Consider the following 19,988-nt stretch of genomic DNA (forward strand, 5'->3'; position numbering starts at 1 on the left):
TTAATGAATTAAACTTTCACAACTAAAACGGGTACAGGTGAGTTTGTGAGCACGTTTTGTGCAACGCTACCCAATATGAGTTTTTTGAAACCTGTATGGCCGTGAGATCCCATAATAATTAAATCTGCATTAACTTCATCTGCTACAGCAATAATACCGTCTGAAGGTGCTACGCCGTGAATGACTTTTGAGTTGATTTTAATGTTATCACGTTCAAAGTTTAGAGATAAATCTTTCAAGCGATTGCGAGCATTTTGTTCTGCGTGCATAAAGTAATCTGTTACCGCAGGTGCTACTTTATAGAAATCGACACCAACAAATGGATCGACAGCAATGACACACATTAGAGTAACTTCTGCATTTAGGTCTTTAGCAAGTGCTAAGGCATGTTCAGCAGCAGCATAAGAGATAGGAGATTCATCTACTGGAACGAGTATATGTTTATATATTGTCATCATTTTTCCTAAAGAAGTTGTCTATTAGTGGATTTATATTTGAAAGAGGAATTTAAAAAATATATCTATGTAGAAATAAACGAAGCCCACATAATATGAGCTTCATTATAAGTTTTATTGTTTGACCACAAGTACAGGAATTTCAGTTGTATTTAGAACATCTTGAGCAAAGCTGCCTAAAATAAGCTTTTTAAAGCCTTTTCGACCATGTGAACCTATAACAATTAAATCTACATTTGCATCTTTGGCAGCAACGGAAATACCTTCCGCACTTACTGTTCCTTTTACTACTTTAACATCAGCTTGTACGCCTTCAGCAGTTGAAAATTCATGTGCTTCTTTTAGTGCTGCTTCTGCATTGTTATAAGCTTGTACAAAGTATTCTTTCATTGCTGCTGAAGAATAATAAAAATCTGTATCTGTAAAAGGGTCTTCAGCAACAAGGCTGATTAAGCTAAGTTTACTATTGAATGCTTTTGCTATTTGAGCTGCTTTTTTGACTGCTGAAAATGAAATTTGTGAACCATCTACAGGAACTAAAATATGGTTATATGACATAAAAAATGCTCCAAAGTTATCGTTATTGACCCTACTTATTTATTGATAACACATTGCTAGTGATGGTTCAAACCTTATAATGTGATCGTGAAAAAATAATAAATTTTAATCAAAATTATGTTATTTATTTGGCAGAATATTCATATAAAATTGGTCGGTTTTTGTTTATATTTTGTCTGGTTTGATATGTTTTTATAGGGAAATATTTAAAACTAAATTAAACTCAATTTATTATTTTTTATATATGAATGAAAGGGCTAGCGGTGCAATTAAAGTTTGTTTTGCTGAGTTTAGTTTTATCTTTAGCTATTAGTGGGTGTCAAAATACGCAAAATAATAGCAAAATTATTGCAGGTGCATTTAATGCATCTACAAATATTCAAAAGAAATTTATTGAACGCCATGCTCCTGAAAATATTATCGTGACACATAATATTGAATATATGGAAAATCCAAAGTTACATTTTGATTTATATCAACCTGAAAATATTGCCGAATTAGGTAAAAGACCCGTTGTAGTTTGGATTCATGGTGGTGGGTGGATTTCAGGCTCAAAAGAACATGCGAGTGGTTATTTTAAACGACTTGCAGAGCAAGGCTATAATGTTGTTTCTGTAGAATATCAATTTGCACCAACGGAAATTTATCCTCAACAATTACAACAAATTGATCAAGCTTTAGCATTTATAACAGAGCATGCAAATAAGTATCACATAGATGCTAACAAAATTTATTTAGCAGGTGATTCTGCAGGTGCAAATATGGCAAGTCATTATGCTGCACTTGTTGCAAATGCTCAGTTTGCCCAAACTTCAGATTTATATCCCCAAATATCAACTTCTCAATTAAAAGGTTTAATTTTGCATTGTGGTATTTACGACTTAGAAAGTTTTGTTAAAAACAGTGCCAAGGAAATGAAACTATTTGAATGGGGGATTTTAAATCTTGTTCAGGCATATACTGGCGGTAAAAAAGATGATGCTAACTTTTTGGCAAGTATTTCTCCAAGTCAGCATTTAACTGAAAATTATCCACCTGTATTTATTAGTGGGGGTAATAAAGATTTTTTAACGGAAAGTCAGTCTATTCCATTTGTTCTTTCGTTAAAGGAAAAGAATATTCCTGTTACAGAAATTTTTTATCCAAATTCTAGAGAATTACTTGTGCATGAATATCAATTTATGATGAGTAAAAAAGCAAGCCAAGAAACTTTTGTTAAAACCATTCAGTTTTTAGATAAAAATTCTGATTAAATTTATTTAAATATAAAGATTGCATCTAATTTTATAAATCTATAACATACCTACCGGTCGGTATGTTTATATTTTTGAGGTTTATATGAGTCCTGTAATGTTTGCTTATGCTTTACTGGCATGCGCAATTATCACAGAAGTAATGGGTTCAGCATTTTTGGTAAAGTCGGAAGGTTTTACTAAGCTTATGCCATCTTTGGCAGTTATTGTTCTGTTTAGTGCAGCATTTTATATGCTATCGCACGTTATTAAGGTAATTCCGTTAGGGATTGCTTATGCAATATGGGCTGGAGTTGGTATTATTCTCACAGCAATAGTGGGTTACTTTGTTTTTAAACAAAGCCTAGATATTGCTGCACTTATAGGTATTGGCTTAATTGTGTCAGGGGTTGTTGTTATTAATATGTTTTCAACATCTGCGGGGCACTAATAGGAATATGAATGGAAAATCCACATCAACGTAAAAAAGAACCAGAAATTGTACGTAAAAAAATTTTAGAAACAGCAATTATACTTGCTGCGAAAAAGGGTGTTACGGGCATTTCAATACAGGGTATTGCAGATCTGGTGGGTATTACTAAAGGTGGGGTTTTTCATCATTTTTCAAATAAACAAATATTGTTAGATGCAATGCTTGTAGAAATATTTCAAAGACTTAATGATGTTTTTGATTCATATATGAATAATGATTCTGAGCAATATGGTCGATTTACTCGTGCATATATTGATATTACATTAAGTAAAGATGTCGAGGGTATGGGAAACTTATGGGATGCCATATCGATGACCATGCTCACAGATCATACGTTCAATGAACATTGGATTCGTTGGTTGGATGCAAGTTTACATAAGCATCAGCAAACTGATCGTGATTTAGATTTATCAATATTACGTTATGCTGCAGATGGATTGTGGTTAACATCTTTTACCAAGGTTGAGAAGCAAGAAGAAGCTGCAAAATTAAAGGCAGAACTTATACGTCGCACTCACCCTAAATAGCCTAAGCAAATTAATGTATTATGAAAAAAGCAAACCTCGGTTTGCTTTTTCTGTTTTTAAATTTAGTTAGACTTTTTTATTTTCAATTTTAGAATCATAGAAACCACTAAACCAAAAATTAGCCCCCAAAATGCAGATCCAATACCAAAAAAGTTTACTCCTGATGCACTAAATAAGAAGGTAAGTAATACAGCTTCACGTTCTGATACATCTTGAAAGGCAATTGCAATGTTATGACCAATCGTACCAAAGAGTGCGATACCAGCTAAGGCAGTAATAAATACAAGTGGAAAAGCCAGTAAAAAGCTGGTTAATGTTGCAGCAAATAAACCCATCAGAATATAGAATAAACCACAGCTCATACCTGCGATATAACGCTTTTTAGGATCTGGATGCACTTGATCATCTAAGCTAATTGCAGCACTAATTGCAGCAATATTCACACTAAAACAGCCAAATGGTGCAAGTAAGGTATGCATTAAACCTGTAAAACCAATTAGTGGTTTTACATTGGGTTCATAACCATAACTACGAATCATCGCGAGACCGGGTAAATACTGAGAAGCCATATTGATAACAAATAAGGGCAAAGCAATACCTAAAATAGCGGCAATAGAAAAATCAGGTTTCATCCAAACAGGACGAGCCAATGACCATTGAATATTTGGCGTGGCAAAAGTCAGGAACATTGGACAAAGTACAACACCCGCAATTACTGTAATGACAATGCTATATCGAGTAAAAATGCGTTTTGAAATGATGTAAACAGCGAGTAATGAAAGAATGAATCCCCATTCGTATTGCATCGTTGCGAATATATCAATACCAAATTTTAATAGAACGCCCGCAAGCATAGCGCTTGTTAAACTTTGTGGAATATATTCGAGTGCTTTATTGAAAACGCCTAAAAACCCTAAGACTGCAGTAAGTAAACCACAAACTAAAAATGCACCAATGGCTTGATTTAATGAGTAGCCACTACCCGATGCTAAAATGAGTGCTAATCCTGCTGTAGACCACGAGGTTGCTACAGGGTATTTATATTTCCATGAAAGAAATAAGCCACTAATACCAATACCTAAGCCAAGTGCCCAAAACCATGATGTAATTTGAGATGTATTTGCACCTAGATGCTGAGCCGCTTGTATAACAAGTACAGATGAAACACTAATACCAACAAGGAAAGTAATAAAACCTGCAAAAACAGCAGGTATGGAAAAATCTTGGATGAGCTTTTGCATGAGTCCTTGCAACATTATTATTAATGGATAATTCGTGCAGTTATCATACGCCTTTCAATATTTTTATACAGCACATGTTCCAACAAAGTGTATAAAAAGAAGTGAGTTATAATGTGGATGTTGCTAGTTTTAAGCCAAATCCGCAAAATAGAATACCAACACTTGCGACGCAAATTGCCGTTAGTTTTAATCTATTTGAAAAATAAGAGGCGAGTTTCGCACCTGAAAAAATAAGCACGGTTAAATAACTCATACTGATAATTTGCAAAATAATTGCAAGTGCTGTGAACGTGATCGCAGGATATGAGTAAGCAGGATCAACAAATTGCACAAAAAAAGATAAGTAAAATAAAATAGCCTTAGGATTTAAAATACTAATAGTAAGTGCTGTACTAAATGGCTTAACTTGTTCTAATGATTGTTTTTTTTCTATTTTTTCTGGAGTATGTACTGCATTGAAAGTGTGGTATGCGGCAATCAGCAACTTAATTCCCAAGTAACTCAAATAAGCAGCACCAACAACTTTGAGTAAAATAAATAACCATGGGAAAGCATGTAGTAAAGATGCAGCGCCTAATGCAGTTAATATGATTAAAATCATATCGCCAGTATAAACACCTAAAGCTCCTTTGTAGCCAGCTTTAATCCCAAATCGAGATGCAATAGACATGACAAATAATGAGTTTGGACCTGGTAGTATCACAATTAAAATAGTGCCAATAATATAGGTGGTTAAGTCTGTGATACCAAACACGTGAATACACTCGAATAAGAAGCCGATGTGAGTATATCAACATCGGCTTAACAAAAAGATGGGAAATAGAACCTTAAGCTTTAATTTCAGCATCGATACCAAAAGATTGGCGTAATAAAGTACTTAATTGTTCACGAGCTTTAATAAATCCATCAATACCGCTTTGTAATAACTGAGAAGACATCAAATCTTGTTCTACAGCTTGTTTAAAGTCCGCTTCATTAAATGAAACAACATCATGCTGACAATGTGCATGAGCATGATTTTCAAAGAGTTGAGCTTCTACAATACGAGTATCATTTTCAAGTTCAGCAAGTAAATTTGGTGCAACAGTAAGTAAATCACAGCCTGCTAAACCAAGTACTTGATCGATACTACGGAAGCTTGCACCCATAATTTCAGTTTTAATATCGTGTTGTTTGTAAAAGTGATAGATTTGTTTTACAGATAATACGCCGGGATCTTTATCAATCGAGTAAGCATCTACATTTTCAGCCTTTTTATACCAATCTAAAATACGACCAACAAAAGGTGAAATAAGGGTAACTTTGGCATCAGCACATGCTTGAGCTTGGTGTAAACCAAATAGCAGGGTTAGGTTACAGTGAATACCTTCTGATTCAAGAATACGGGCAGCTTGAATACCTTCCCATGTAGAAGCAATTTTAATTAAAATGCGGTTTTGGTTTACGCCATATTTTTTGTATAGTGCTAATAAATCTTTTGCTTTTGCTACAGTTGCTTCTGTGTCATAAGATAAAGCCGCATCGACTTCTGTAGATACACGACCATCAATCAGTTTTAAAATTTCTACACCAAATTTTACCGTTAAAATATCAATAGTGCGTTCAATCAACTCGTCATTTTCATAATTTTCATTTTTAGCTTGAGTAAATGCACTTTGAATGAGTTCAATATTCTCTTTTTGATTTGCTGCAGCCGTAATTAATGATGGATTAGTTGTAGCATCTAATGGGCGAAACTTTTCAATTGCGGTTAAGTCGCTGCTATCGGCAACAATAGTGGTTAGGTTTTTTAATTGGTTTAAGGCTGTAAGTGTCATTAGTATCTATTCTTTAAAGTTGTTTACCCATCATTTATTTATAACACAAACTTTGTATTGGAAAAGTCTCTTCAATCGTTTTGTGAAGCTAAATTCTAAAATTTTCTTTCATTTCTTATGTGATTAATCAAAAAACGAGCAGCAGCACCTAACTGGCTTTCTCGATTCCAAACTAAATCTACAAAATATTCAAATTTTGGAGTGAAATCTGAAAAGTTGAGAATTTTTAATTGATGTTTGAGTTCAGGGTTTTCATTAAACATTTCAAGGGGTAAAACACCCCAAGCTAAATTTTGTAAAATAATAGAACACGCAGAGTGATGATTATCTGTACGCCAATATGACTTTGAATACAATAACTCAGGCTTAATGTTTTTATCTCTACTAGCGACCACAATTTGACGACTTTGTAATATTTGTTCGAAGCTTACATGCTCAAATTTAGCAAGTTCAAAGTTTTTAGATGATACAGGAACTAATATTTCACGTTTTAGTTCTACAAATTGTTCATTGCCTTCTAATTGTTCACGCTCAAACATTAGGGCAAGTTGTGCTGTGCCATTGAGTAGCATTTTTTGTGCATCTTCTTGAGGAGCACTGAAAATATTGATTTGTAATTGTGGGAATTTTGTTTCAATTATTGAAATATAGTCTGTCCAGTTTGTGTGTAAAAGTTCAGAAACCACCACAATATTTAGAGAAGACTCTAAACCTGTACTGAGTGCGAAAGCATGTTGTTTCCATTGTTTCATTTCAACAAGCAGTTGATTTGTTTTTTCAAAGAGAACCATTGCTTCTTCTGTTGGAATTGGCTCACGACCAACTCTTTGAAAAAGCTGTAAATTTAAATCTATCTCCAAATTTGAAATAGACATACTTACCGCAGATGGAACTTTTCCTAATTTTCGTGCAGCAGCAGAAAATGAACCTGTTTCGATGACAGTTTTAAAAATGAGGAGCTGATCTTGATTGATATTCATAATTATAAAATTTAATCTTTCAAAATATTTGATAGATTCTAACTCGATCATTCAACAATATGGAATAAAATTCACTCATCTTCAATAAATAATTTTAGAGAGAATTAAAATGTTGATTTCCAAAAGAAGGATTATTCATGCTTTAAGCTATGAAATTATCCTGTTGGTAATCATTGCTGTTGCTTTGAGTTTTATTTTCCATATGCCCTTAGAAGTTACAGGATCATTGGGTATTGCCATGGCGGTTACCTCTGTTATTTGGAATATGATTTTTAACCATTTTTTTGAAAAGTTTGAAGCAAAACGTAAATTAAAAAGAACAATTGGTGTTCGTATTTTACATGCGATTGGATTTGAAGGTGGCTTAATGCTTGCGACCATTCCTATGGTTGCTTATGCAATGGAGATGACAATTTGGCAGGCAATTGTGCTCGATTTTAGTTTAACCATGTGTATTTTGGTTTATACCTTTATATTCCAATGGTTCTACGACCATATTGAAGCACGTTTAGGTTATGGCGTCGTTCATTCTTAAATGTAAAAATAAAAGGGAGCTATTGAGCTCCCTTTTTTATATTAACGATATTTCCGCATATTCAGTGCATATACAAAATGAAGCGTGAAAAACAAAATAAGTACATATAGAAAACTTGAGGCAAAAACACTGCTATATGGGTGTGAAAAATACATTAAATAGGTGAAGAAATACCCCTTGGAATTTTGAGGAGGTAGAGTGTCTGAAATAAGAAACCAGTTTATGCAAAAGAAAAATAGAATAAAGGCGAAAAAAACCAAACCTAGAAAACCAAAAAATGATTGCTGTTGTGTGGTTAATTTAAGATAGTTTAGTCTAAGTTGCCTTTTGTATGTGCGATCTGGCTTGAGTCTAAAGTAATTGAAAAAAATGAAGAGCATGACGGAGTAAGAACAAATAGCAAAAAAATCGTTAATAAATTTATGCTTGCTAGAAATAGTAGAGTTCACCGTTGTTGGAAAAATTCCATGAAATTGAAAATCGAAACTGACAACAATAAGGCAGATAATAACGGGAATAAGATAGAAATAATAATAGGGGGCAACTGCATTTATATAGAAGAAAAAAGGTTGGAGATTCTTCATAATTGTAGTGTCTTATTCATGTTTTAAGGAATATATCTTACTTTTATTGAAATGTTAATGCATGATTTTACTTCATTTTTAAATTAAAAAAGCACCTCAAAAGAGGTGCTTTTTATTCAATAGTTCATTATTTTTCAATAATGGCAGTTACACCTTGACCACCCGCAGCACAGATCGAAACGAGTACACGACCTGAACCTTTTTGGTTTAGAAGTTTTGCAGCAGTGGCAATAATACGACCACCCGTTGCAGCAAATGGATGACCTGCAGCTAAAGATGAACCTTTTACATTCAGCTTGCTACGATCAATTGAGCCCAATGGTGCTTCTAAACCTAAGCGCTCTTTACAAAATTTTGGATCTTCCCAAGCTTTTAATGTAGAAAGCACTTGAGATGCAAATGCTTCATGAATTTCGTAATAGTCAAAATCTTGAAGTGTAAGACCTGCACGCTCAAGCATACGTGGAACTGCATAAGCAGGTGCCATCAATAAGCCTTCTTTTTTGTTTACGAAATCTACAGCAGCTGTTTCAGTAAATGTTAAGTAAGCGAGTACTTCATGACCATTTGCTTTAGCCCATTCTTCAGATGCTAAAAGCACACAAGATGCACCATCTGTAAGTGGTGTAGAGTTACCTGCAGTCATGGTGCGTGCATCGCCTTTACCAAAAGCAGGGCGTAATTTAGCAAGTTTTTCTACAGTAGAATCTGCACGTAAGTTATTGTCACGTTCTAGACCTAAAAATGGAGTGATTAAATCGTTGAAGAAACCTTCTTCATACGCAGCCGCCATTTTTTGGTGTGAAGAGGCAGCGAGTTCATCTTGCGCTTCACGTGAAATACCCCATTCAAGCGTTGTAAGTGCTTGATGATCACCCATAGAAAGACCCGTGCGAGGTTCACCATTTTTAGGTGCTTCCATTAAGTCTTTAAAGTTAATTTTCGTTAATGCTTTTAAACGATCTTTTGCAGTCTTAGCAACATTAAGCTCAAGTAATGCTTTACGTAAGCCATCACCTAAAGCAATTGGAGCATCAGATGTGGTATCAACACCACCTGCAATACCTACTTCAATTTGACCAAGCGCAATTTTATTTGCAACTTGGAATGCTGCTTGTAAGCCAGTACCACATGCTTGTTGTAAATCATAAGCTGGTGTTTCAGGAGCAAGAGCGGTATCTAAAACACATTCACGTGTCATGTTAAAGTCACGGCTATGTTTAAGAACAGCACCTGCAACTACTTCGCCTAAACGTTGACCTTGAAGGTTATAACGTTCAATTAAGCCATTTAACGCAGCAGTAAACATGTCAGAGTTAGATGCTTTGAAATATGCGCCATTTGAGCGAGCGAAAGGGATACGGTTACCGCCAATAATAGCGACACGGCGAATAGTGTTTTGACTCATGGATTGACCTTGTTGTTTCGGTTTTACTTGGTTTATAGATGTCGATTTTACTGGTGTTGCTTTTACAGTTTTGGTTGCAGATGTAGGTGATTTTGCACGAGATGTTGTCGTGGCTTTAGGTGCTGCTTTGGCACGTGTCGATGTAGATGTTGTAGAAGTACGTGATTTTGTTGTTGATCGAGTTGTACTCTTTGATGTATTTGACACAGGTTTTGTCGCAGAATCTTCGACTGCTGGCGTTTCTTGAGTTGTTTTACTCATAAGGCTTTCCCAAGCATGTTGATCATCAATTTATAGTGTACATTATCATAATAGAAAAAAAGCTCAATTGACTAAAATGACGCTGTGGTATGCATTCAGGTCAAGACATATAGACTTTAACTCAAGTATTATTCAAGAGAAACTGATGGATCTGTTGAAATATAAGTATTTGACATCACATTGAAGTTAAAAGATGACATCCAAATCCATCAAAAATTAATTTGCATGAGAGATAATAAACATGACTGACCAATATCAAGCATTCGCAAAATCTACCATTGGTAAACTTGTCATTAAAAACCTAGGCTTACCATCGCCAACTTTTTTAGATCGTTTTGTATCAGCAACGCCTGTTGTTCAGGGTGCGGTTTTATTGGGTGCAGCATCTTCAAGTAGTTTGTCAGGTTCGATTGCTCAAGTATTGGCAAATGTTCATGCAAATGCTTATGCAGGCAATAATGCAGAACTTCAGCAAGCTGCGGCTAAAGTGGGTTTAAATTTAAATGCTTTCAATGAAGGCGATAAAGAATCTAAATTTAAGGTTGTTATTTTTGATGCATCAGGTATCGAAAATTCTGAACAATTACATGAACTTTATGCATTCTTTAAGCCAATTGCACGCCAAGTTCAATCTTCTGGTCGTGTTGTCGTTGTTGGTATTACCCCTGAATCTGCAAAAACAGTAAAACAAGCCATTGCACAGCGTGCACTTGAAGGTTTTGTAAAATCTGTTGCTAAAGAATTTAAGAAAGGTATTGCAGCAAACTTAGTTTATGTCGATCCAACGGCAAAAGATAACTTAGAGTCGGCTTTACGTTTTGTTATTTCACCACGTTCTGCTTATGTTTCAGGTCAAGTGATTCGTGTTTCTAAAGCGAAACAAGTCGATATCGACTGGACAAAACCACTTGCTGGTAAAACAGCTGTTGTAACAGGTGCTAGTCGTGGTATTGGTGAGGCCATTGCACATGTACTTTCACGTGATGGTGCACATGTTATTTGTTTAGATGTACCACAACAACAAGCAGACTTAGATCGTGTTTCGGCTGAAATTGGTGGTTCTGCATTGGCTATTGATATTACGGCTATTGATGCAGGTGAAAAAATTAAAGCTGTTGCTGCGGAGCATGGTGGTTTAGATATCATTGTTCACAATGCAGGTATTACACGTGACAAAACTTTGGCAAATATGAAGCCTGAGCTTTGGGATTTAGTGATTAATATTAACTTGTCTGCAATTGAACGAGTAAATGATTATTTACTTGGTAATGGCGGTATTAATGAAAATGGCCGTATTGTTTGCGTATCTTCAATTTCAGGTATTGCAGGTAACTTAGGTCAAACGAATTATGCAGCATCTAAAGCTGGTGTAATTGGTGTTGTTAAATTTACCGCACCATTATTGAAAAATGGTGTGACTATTAATGCAGTTGCACCAGGTTTCATTGAAACGCAAATGACAGCGGCAATCCCATTTGCTATTCGTGAAGCGGGTCGTCGTATGAACTCAATGAGCCAAGGTGGTTTACCTGTAGATGTTGCAGAAACGATAGCAATGTTTGCTTCAACAGCATCATCTGGTCTAAACGGTAACGTTGTACGTGTTTGTGGTCAAAGCTTATTAGGCGCTTAATGTCACCTAAAAAGCTCCCTCTCTTTTAAGGAAAGGGCTAGGGAAAGGTAACTAGTTATGATGATCCTTACCCCAGCCATTTCCCAAAGGGAGATGGAGCTTTTTTATAATCTGTAATAATAAAATTCCAAAGGTTTAGTATGAATATTCGCCATTTTAGTCAACTGCCAAAACCTTACACGGCATACCCAAAAGTAATTCAGGGTTTAATTTTTAAAAAGCCAAAAGGGGAAAAGGTTCTACCACAAGTTGAATATGTGGTGGATTCATTCAAGGTCGATCCAAAACATTTAAAAGCGTATAACGAAGTTACTGGCTTTAAAAATAATGGATATATTCCTGCAATTTATTTAGCGGTGTTATCACAAAGCCTACAAATGCACATGATGACCAAAGAGGCATTTCCATTTGCAGTACTTGGTTTGGTGCATATTCGCAACCAAGTAAAGCAGTTACGTAAAGTAGGTGTGAACGAAAAATTGACGCTTTCTTGTAAATTTGGTGAGCTTCAACCTCACGATAAAGGCATGCAGTTTGACTTTATTACCACTGTGAAAGTGGGGAATGAAACTGTAGTAGAGGCTTTAACGACTTATCTTGCTCGTCAAAAAGTAGATAAAAAAGTAGGAGCGAAAGATACAGCGGTAAAAGCACCAGATTATCAAGTTGTTGAAGAATGGGTTGTATCTGAAAATACAGGTCGTCGTTATGCTTTAACTTCAGGTGATTTTAATTTAATTCACATTCATGCCATTACAGCGAAAGCCTTTGGTTTTAAACAAGCCATTGCCCATGGAATGTGGAGTAAGGCGCAAGTACTTAGTCATTTAACTTTGCCCGATGCCTATGAAGTTGATGTCGATTTTAAATTGCCAATGTACTTGCCATCAACAGTTGAATTTATGACTGCACCGTCTGGAAAAGACATTAACTTTTTGATTAGAAATAGTAAAAATAAGAAACCACATGTAGCGGGAATATTAAAAGCCGTTTAAGCTAGAAGCCTAAATCATCTGATTTAGGCTTTTTTTCTGTCTAATGCAAAGGATTGTATAGATGAAACGTATTCCAGAATATCTCTTCGCTAAAAGAAGAAACTATAAGGGCGATGTCGATGCGCGATTTATAGATTTAGCGAAACAATTTAGCCAAATGCAGGATGCACGAACAGATTTTGGTGGCGCTGCTTTGGTGGTGTATTTCCAAGGTGAAAAAGTTGTTGATATTTATACAGGGAAAAAATCATTCACTGAAGATTGGCAGCACGACTCCATGTCTGTGTGTTATTCCACAGGTAAAGGCGTACTTTCAACACTTGCTCATATTTTAGTTAGTGAGGGTTTGCTCGACTACGATACGCCTGTTGCACATTATTGGCCTGAATTTGCTCAAAATAATAAAGATAAAATTACCTTACGTCATATGCTAAGTCATCAGAGTGGCTTGTTTGATATTCGTTCTAATATCGAGCATGCAACAGATATGGCAAATTGGGAGAAAATGCTAAAAGTTATGGAGCAAGCAACTCCAAGATTTCAAGCGGGTACAGATGCAGCATATCAACCTTTTACTTTTGGTTGGCAAGTGGGTGGTGTGTTAGAAAAAGCCTCTGGTAAAAAATTAAATGAATTAATGCAAATTTATTTAATAGAGCCTCTTAAGCTTGATGGGGCATTTTATGGCGTTCCTGAAGATGAAATTGATCGAGTTGCTCGACCTTTAGTTGCTCAAAATCATGAGTTAAAACCGATGTTTCCCAATCCTAAAAAAATTAAACGTAAAAAAACCAAAATGGATCGTTTAATGGAATTTAGTGGGCATAATCTTCAAGATTTTCAAGATGCGATGATTCCTCGGGGTATGGGGCAATTCACTATGTTTAATGAACAAGCGATGCGCTCAATTATTCCTGCTGCCAATGGTGTATTTACCGCAGATAGCTTGGCAAAAATTTATGCCATGTTGGCGAATCGGGGAAATTGGGAAGGCAAACAATATATTCAAGACCAAGTATTTCAAGAGCTGTCAACGATTCAATATATTAAGCGTGATAGAGTCATGCCTATTCCTATGTATTGGCGTTTGGGGTATCACCGTTTACTTACACTAGGTAAAAAAGCTCCACAAGGTTTTGGACATATTGGCTTTAATGGCTCTGGTGCTTGGTGTGATGTCGATCGACAACTCAGTTTTGCATATATTCATAACTTTCAAACAGGTTCAATTACAGGCGACTACCGTTTATGGGGATTAACGCAAGAAGCTTTACGTTGTGCAGATGCCGAAATTCATGGGTTTAAAGGCTGGTTCTAGGAGAGATGAATTTTTAGCATCTAATGAGCTTTTTAATGCAGTGTGTTATCTTATAGCGATTGTGTTGTTTTACTTTTGTTATATGAAAAATCGCGTTCTTATTCCTTTATTTGCATCTACTGTACTACTGGGTTGTCAGGAGTCAAATCAAACGAATACTCAAGTTGATGATGTAAAAGATGGGTGGGTAGAAAAGAAAGTTATTCCACTGTGGGTAGGAAACTATCAGGGGACTACACCGTGTATGACATGTTCTTCTAGATGTGAAGATTGCTCTGGCATGGCGGTAGATGTTGAACTTAAAGACAATATGACTTATGTCCTACGCCGTGAAAGTTTAAATGAAAATGATCACGGTGGAATTGAAACACTTGAAGGCAAAATTCTATTTAAGAATCCTGAACAAACACAATTAGAATTATTAAATGTTAAAACACGCAATCAATTGTTTGTAGATTTGGAAAACCATGTCTTGGAAATTCGTGTTGATCAAACAGCAGAAGCATATAAAGCGCAAAATGACTTTTTGCTTATTTCATCTATTGATGGTTAGTGTGTTGTTTTACGTCTTAGCTCATATTTAATTTTAAAGCCTCATTTTATATGAGGCTTTTTTAGCACTATAAAGGTGCTTTTATCTTCAAAAATGTGCGATTTCTATTCTTTATTAATTTCTGAAAAATAGACTTTATTTAAATTGAGTCCCTTACTAAATAGTATTACGTTTTTTTAAATACGTAATACTAAATTGGCATAGCCTTTGCTTTATAAAATACATGAAAGGTGAACTAGGGTTCCGATATATGCATTTCATATATGACTGAGACCGAGAGTTCACGGCTTCGTTTTTAACCAAACAGAGCTACACGGAGGGATAAAAGCCCGGGAGGTTGTATTTATAGCTTTTAGGGGGCGTGCAATGGGCGAATATCATAATAACCAAGTTCTTTGGGCTGAGCGTTTACCAGGTGGACATCACTGGTCTGCACGCATTGGGCGTGGCGCAGTCTTACAACTGAAAGCCTTAGGCAAAAATGCCAATGTGGCTCTTTATTGCGTAAACAGTGAAGATAAACTTGAACGCTATAACATGCCAGACAGCTTAAAAGGGCAACACACTGCATTTTTAAGCACAGGACATATCTTAGCCTCTGACCTTGGTCGAGCTATGGTTTCTATTGTTAAAGATGACCACAGTTGGAATGATGCTTTTTGTGCACCAAGCACAGCGAAACAAATCGAAAAGCAATTTGGGATTCAAACTTTCCAAGATGCACGTAATGACATGTATCGCAATGGGAAAGACAGTCTATTGCTTGAAATGACCAAGTTTGGTCTATCTGCTACAGATCTTAGTAGCACTTTAAATCTATTCTCAAAAGTTCAACCTGATGACAATGGCAACTTAAGTTATGTGCAATCGGACAATACCGATCAAGTAATTGAACTGCGTTTTGAAATGGATTGTTTGGTGTTCTTATCTTCTGCACCGCATGCTTTAGATAATAGTACTGAATATGCACCTGCTGACATCCAACTTTCACTTTTTAAAGCTCTACCTTTAGATGAAACTGACGTTTGCCGTGATTCATGCCCGCAAAATAAACGTGCATTCCAAAATAATAATCGTTACTACGCATTATCTTCTAGCGTGCTTAGCGCTTAATTGGGGAGAAGAAAAATGACTGCATTAGTTCAATTAAACAAAGAAGTGCTCAATGAGGTTTGTCCTGCTGGTGAAGCATGGATGTGTGAAGTGAAAAAAGGACAATATTTCCGCATTGTTGATGTCGAAGGTAATCAAGCAGTAGATACCTTATTTATTTCTGCTCAAAACCCTGAAGAGCGTTATAGCGCAACTGATACTTTAGCTATTAACCAACAGATTTACTTGGAAAAAGGTACAACGCTCTACACTAACTTTGGTAATAAAATTGCCACCATTAATGATGATAACTGTGGTCGACATGACACGTTAGGTGGTGCTTGTTCATGTGAAAGCAACACGGTGCGTTATAGCTTAGATAAGTTCCCAATGCACAGTTGTCGTAATAACTTCATGATTGCTTTATCTCAACATGCTATTGCGAAAAAGCATGGTTTAAACGTGCGCCATATTGGGCCGAATATTAACTTCTTTATGAATGTGCCTGTAACGGCGGAAGGTCATCTTAAGTTTGATGATGGTATTTCCGCACCGGGTAAATATGTCGAAGTGAAAGCGGAAATGGATCTTATTGTTCTGATCTCTAACTGTCCACAACTGAACAACCCTTGTAATGCCTATAACCCAACTAAAATTCAATTGATCATCCGTGAAGGCGAGGAATAAGCCATGTTTAATAAAGTTCTAATCGCCAACCGTGGTGCAATTGCGTGTCGTGTTATTCGTACCTTAAAAAAATTAGGCATTCAATCTGTTGCGGTCTATTCAGAAGCTGATCGAGACTCTTTACATGTGACGTTAGCCGATGAAGCTGTTTTTATTGGCGATTCACCTGCAAGCCAAAGTTATTTAAATATTGATAAAATTTTAGAAGTGGCAAAGCAAACGGGTGCACAAGCGATTCATCCCGGCTATGGATTTTTATCTGAAAATGCAGAATTTTGTGATTTGTGTGAAGCTCAAGGTATTGTGTTTTTAGGACCAAATTCAGCGCAAATGAAATCATTTGGTTTAAAACATACTGCACGTGAACTTGCGATTCAAGCCAATGTGCCATTACTGCCAGGTAGTCAGTTATTGGCGGATGAAGCCGAAGCTCTGCTTGAGGCATCACGCATTGGTTATCCTGTGATGCTGAAAAGTACCGCAGGTGGTGGTGGTATTGGTATGCGTTTGGTGTGGAACGAAGAAGAGCTGAAAGATGCTTATGCAACCGTATCCTATTTAGCGCAAGCCAACTTTAAAGATGCAGGATTATACCTAGAGAAATTTGTTCAAAATGCTCGTCATATCGAAGTGCAAATTTTTGGTGATGGTCAGGGTTTGGTTTTAGCACTGGGCGAGCGTGATTGTTCAGTACAACGCCGTAACCAAAAAGTGGTAGAAGAGACGCCTGCACCACATTTGAATGATGAGCAACGTGCCTATATTCAAAATGTAGCCATTCAACTGATGCAGTCGGTGAATTACCGTTCGGCAGGGACAGTTGAATTTGTGATGGATACCGACACACAAGAATTTTATTTCTTGGAAGTAAATACTCGTCTGCAAGTTGAACACGGCGTAACAGAACAAGTATTTGGTGTCGATTTAGTTGAATGGATGGTAACGCTAGGCAGTGGTGATTGGAATGCACCAACCTCAAAGTTAGAGTCTAAAGGGCATTCGATTCAAGTACGTTTATATGCAGAAGACCCAATTAAAAACTTCCAGCCAAGCGCAGGTTTACTCACTTATGTAGATTTTGATCCGCAAGCACGTAATGAAACTTGGGTAGAAACAGGCTCAAATGTATCTTCATTCTATGACCCAATGATTGCCAAAATTATTGTCACTGCGGAAAATCGTGACTCTGCGATTCAAGCGATGACGGATACTTTGGCGAAAACCTCGGTTGCAGGTATAGAAACCAATCTTGAATATCTACAAAATATTATCGAATGCGATGTATTTAAAGCAGGTACACAAACCACACGTTTTTTAAATACCTTCGAGTGGGAAACGCAAAAAATTGAAGTGCTTCAAGCGGGTATTCAAACCGCTGTGCAAGATGTGACAGGGCGTTTGGGTTATTGGGATGTGGGCGTACCACCATCAGGTGCGATTGATCCATTATCTTTAAATGTCGCAAATCAACTGCTTGGTAATGCATATAACACCGCAGGTTTGGAATGTACGCTACAAGGACCAACTTTAAAATTCCATTGTGATAGCCAAATTGTGATTACGGGCGGAGAAATGTCTGCAACGCTTAATGGTGTTACGGTTCCAATGTGGCAAACCATTAATGTGAAAAAAGGACAAATCCTGAAAACAGGTAAAGTTGCCACAGGTTGCCGTAGCTATATCGGTATTAAAGGCGGTTTGAATGTGCCTGAATATTTAGGTTCACAAGCAACTTTTACATTAGGTCAATTTGGTGGTCATGCAGGTCGTAATTTGTTGATTGGCGATATGTTGCCAATTACAGCGTACACATCGGTTGAATCTAAAGCATTAAGTCCTGAGCAAATCCCAACATTTTCGAATACATGGGAAATTGCGGTGATGTATGGTCCACATGGTGCACCTGATTTCTTCACCAAAAAAGATATTGATACTTTTTTTGTCCAAGAGTTTGAAATTCACTTTAACTCAAGCCGTACAGGTGTGCGTTTAATTGGTGAAAAACCTGAGTGGGCACGTATAGATGGTGGTGAAGCAGGATTACACCCATCCAATATTCATGACAATGCTTATGCGATTGGTGCAATCGATTTTACAGGCGATATGCCGATTATTTTAGGGCCAGATGGTCCAAGTTTAGGTGGATTTGTTTGTCCTGCGGTGATCGTCAGTTCAGAGCTTTGGAAAGTGGGTCAGCTAAAAGCGGGCGATAAAGTGAAATTTATTCCTGTATCTTATGAACAAGCACAAACTTTAAATCAAGCCTATAGCAAAGCCTTAAAAGCTGACGTTACTGATACTGTTGATTTTGCACCAAGATTTAGCGCAGAAATGGAAACGCTACAAGATGCCATTCTTGCGACCTTAAAAGGTGAAAATGGCTTGCCTGATGTGGTATATCGCCCTGCGGGTAACAATTATATGCTCGTTGAATATGGCGAGTTAGTACTGGATTTAAACTTACGTTTCCGTATTCATGCGCTGATGCAATGGGTAAAAGATCAGCACTTTGATGGCATTATTGATTTAACACCAGGGATTCGCTCGTTACAAATTCATTTTGATTCATTGGTTTTAGATCAGAAAAAACTGCTTGGTTTATTACAACAAGCTGAAAGCCTATTGCCTGATGTAACGGAGATGGAAGTGCCATCACGTACTGTCTATTTACCACTTGCTTGGGAAGATTCGCAAACCCAATTGGCAACCGAGCGTTATATGCAAACCGTGCGCCCTGATGCACCGTGGTGTCCTGATAATGTTGAGTTTATCCGCCGTATTAATGGTTTAGATTCTAAACAAGCAGTGAAAGACATTGTGTATAGCACCAATTATTTGGTGATGGGTTTGGGTGATGTGTATTTAGGTGCGCCTGTGGCTACGCCGCTTGACCCACGCCATCGTTTAGTGACGACTAAATATAACCCTGCACGTACTTGGACACCTGAAAATGCTGTTGGTATTGGCGGTGCTTATATGTGCGTGTACGGCATGGAAGGTCCGGGTGGATATCAGTTTGTCGGTCGTACTACGCAAATGTGGAGTCGTTACCGTAAAAACCCTGACTTTGAGCAAGATATGCCGTGGTTACTGCGCTTCTTTGATCAAATTAAGTTTTATGAAGTCTCTGAAACAGAACTTATGCAAATGCGTGAGGACTTTAAAGCAGGTCGCTTAAAACTTCGTGTTGAAGAAGGTGTGCTTAACTTAAAAGAATACAATGATTTCTTGATTGAAAATGAGCAATCTATTTCAGAGTTTAAAGCTGTACAACAAGCGAATTTTGATGCTGAACGTAAACGCTGGCATGAAGCAGGGCTTGCAGAATATGTATCTGAAAGCCTTGATGCTGTGACTGATGATAGTGATATTCAAATTCCTGATGGTGGTTGTGCGGTTGAGTCGCATATGCCAGGGTCTATTTGGAAAATTGAATGTGCTTCGGGTGATATTGTGGAAGAAGGTGCAACCTTAGCCGTAATTGAAGCAATGAAAATTGAGATTCCAATTATTGCACCTGAGCGTATGAAAGTTGAGGAAATTGTGATTGAGAAAGGGCAAACAGTGAAAACGGGACAGGTGTTGTTTACGTTGGCACCAGTGGCTTGATGAGATAGTT

Annotated in this window: 18 protein-coding genes and 1 riboswitch; of the genes, 11 read left to right on the plus strand and 7 right to left on the minus strand. The window is 36.9% G+C overall.

Features of this window, described 5'->3' with window-relative positions:
- Positions 1-8 precede the first annotated feature (8 nt).
- The gene (locus tag AC5YDH_RS06430; protein WP_496117832.1) at positions 9-455 is read right to left on the minus strand and encodes a universal stress protein; all 447 of its coding nucleotides are present in this window, start codon (positions 453-455) and stop codon (positions 9-11) included.
- A 114-nt stretch (positions 456-569) separates the two neighbouring features.
- Positions 570-1,013, minus strand: a complete 444-nt coding sequence (locus tag AC5YDH_RS06435; protein WP_496117833.1) for a universal stress protein — start codon at positions 1,011-1,013, stop codon at positions 570-572.
- A gap of 263 nt (positions 1,014-1,276) precedes the next feature.
- On the opposite strand from AC5YDH_RS06435, the gene AC5YDH_RS06440 reads away from it, so the two are divergent.
- The 3 genes from AC5YDH_RS06440 to AC5YDH_RS06450 all read left to right on the plus strand — a co-directional run bounded on the left by AC5YDH_RS06440 (position 1,277) and on the right by AC5YDH_RS06450 (position 3,265).
- Complete coding sequence (locus AC5YDH_RS06440) at positions 1,277-2,266, plus strand: alpha/beta hydrolase (protein WP_496117834.1); 990 nt, start codon at positions 1,277-1,279, stop codon at positions 2,264-2,266.
- A gap of 97 nt (positions 2,267-2,363) precedes the next feature.
- The gene (locus AC5YDH_RS06445) at positions 2,364-2,696 is read left to right on the plus strand and encodes an SMR family transporter (protein WP_496117896.1); all 333 of its coding nucleotides are present in this window, start codon (positions 2,364-2,366) and stop codon (positions 2,694-2,696) included.
- Between the two features lie 11 nt (positions 2,697-2,707).
- Entirely contained in the window at positions 2,708-3,265 is a 558-nt protein-coding gene (locus AC5YDH_RS06450) for a TetR/AcrR family transcriptional regulator (RefSeq protein ID WP_496117836.1), read from the plus strand.
- Positions 3,266-3,327: 62 nt separating this feature from the next.
- On the opposite strand, the gene AC5YDH_RS06455 is transcribed toward AC5YDH_RS06450, so the two are convergent.
- The 4 genes from AC5YDH_RS06455 to aceR all read right to left on the minus strand — a co-directional run bounded on the left by AC5YDH_RS06455 (position 3,328) and on the right by aceR (position 7,303).
- Positions 3,328-4,506, minus strand: a complete 1,179-nt coding sequence (locus AC5YDH_RS06455; protein WP_496117838.1) for a benzoate/H(+) symporter BenE family transporter — start codon at positions 4,504-4,506, stop codon at positions 3,328-3,330.
- 106 nt (positions 4,507-4,612) lie between these two features.
- Entirely contained in the window at positions 4,613-5,260 is a 648-nt protein-coding gene (leuE, locus tag AC5YDH_RS06460) for a leucine efflux protein LeuE (RefSeq protein WP_496117840.1), read from the minus strand.
- A 73-nt stretch (positions 5,261-5,333) separates the two neighbouring features.
- Positions 5,334-6,323: a transaldolase gene (gene tal, locus AC5YDH_RS06465; protein WP_496117842.1), complete on the minus strand. Its 990-nt coding sequence runs from the start codon at positions 6,321-6,323 to the stop codon at positions 5,334-5,336.
- A 95-nt stretch (positions 6,324-6,418) separates the two neighbouring features.
- Positions 6,419-7,303, minus strand: coding sequence for an HTH-type transcriptional regulator AceR (aceR, locus tag AC5YDH_RS06470; RefSeq protein ID WP_496117844.1), 885 nt, complete (start codon positions 7,301-7,303; stop codon positions 6,419-6,421).
- A 109-nt stretch (positions 7,304-7,412) separates the two neighbouring features.
- Here aceR and aceI point away from each other — a divergent pair, with 109 nt between their 5' ends.
- A complete protein-coding gene (gene aceI, locus AC5YDH_RS06475) occupies positions 7,413-7,838 on the plus strand; it encodes a chlorhexidine efflux PACE transporter AceI (RefSeq protein WP_496117846.1) in 426 nt (141 codons plus the stop codon).
- A gap of 711 nt (positions 7,839-8,549) precedes the next feature.
- Here aceI and AC5YDH_RS06480 read toward each other — a convergent pair.
- Positions 8,550-10,091 (minus strand): acetyl-CoA C-acetyltransferase, encoded by a 1,542-nt coding sequence (locus AC5YDH_RS06480; protein ID WP_496117848.1) that lies wholly within the window; start codon positions 10,089-10,091, stop codon positions 8,550-8,552.
- Positions 10,092-10,332: 241 nt separating this feature from the next.
- Between AC5YDH_RS06480 and AC5YDH_RS06485 the strand changes: the two genes are divergently transcribed.
- The 7 genes from AC5YDH_RS06485 to uca all read left to right on the plus strand — a co-directional run bounded on the left by AC5YDH_RS06485 (position 10,333) and on the right by uca (position 19,978).
- The gene (locus tag AC5YDH_RS06485; RefSeq protein ID WP_496117850.1) at positions 10,333-11,724 is read left to right on the plus strand and encodes a 3-oxoacyl-ACP reductase; all 1,392 of its coding nucleotides are present in this window, start codon (positions 10,333-10,335) and stop codon (positions 11,722-11,724) included.
- Between the two features lie 140 nt (positions 11,725-11,864).
- Positions 11,865-12,719 carry a MaoC family dehydratase gene (locus AC5YDH_RS06490; RefSeq protein WP_496117852.1) on the plus strand — a complete coding sequence of 285 codons (855 nt, stop codon included), beginning with the start codon at positions 11,865-11,867 and terminating at the stop codon, positions 12,717-12,719.
- A gap of 61 nt (positions 12,720-12,780) precedes the next feature.
- Positions 12,781-14,037: a serine hydrolase domain-containing protein gene (locus AC5YDH_RS06495; protein WP_496117854.1), complete on the plus strand. Its 1,257-nt coding sequence runs from the start codon at positions 12,781-12,783 to the stop codon at positions 14,035-14,037.
- Positions 14,038-14,119: 82 nt separating this feature from the next.
- Positions 14,120-14,590 (plus strand): copper resistance protein NlpE N-terminal domain-containing protein, encoded by a 471-nt coding sequence (locus AC5YDH_RS06500; RefSeq protein ID WP_496117856.1) that lies wholly within the window; start codon positions 14,120-14,122, stop codon positions 14,588-14,590.
- 224 nt (positions 14,591-14,814) lie between these two features.
- Positions 14,815-14,928: riboswitch (guanidine-I (ykkC/yxkD leader) on the plus strand.
- 28 nt (positions 14,929-14,956) lie between these two features.
- Complete coding sequence (locus tag AC5YDH_RS06505) at positions 14,957-15,703, plus strand: urea amidolyase associated protein UAAP1 (protein ID WP_496117858.1); 747 nt, start codon at positions 14,957-14,959, stop codon at positions 15,701-15,703.
- 15 nt (positions 15,704-15,718) lie between these two features.
- Positions 15,719-16,369 (plus strand): urea amidolyase associated protein UAAP2, encoded by a 651-nt coding sequence (locus AC5YDH_RS06510; RefSeq protein WP_496117860.1) that lies wholly within the window; start codon positions 15,719-15,721, stop codon positions 16,367-16,369.
- Positions 16,370-16,372: 3 nt separating this feature from the next.
- Entirely contained in the window at positions 16,373-19,978 is a 3,606-nt protein-coding gene (gene uca, locus AC5YDH_RS06515) for an urea carboxylase (protein ID WP_496117862.1), read from the plus strand.
- Positions 19,979-19,988: the final 10 nt, after the last annotated feature.

The organism is Acinetobacter sp. FY683 (assembly GCF_059515885.1).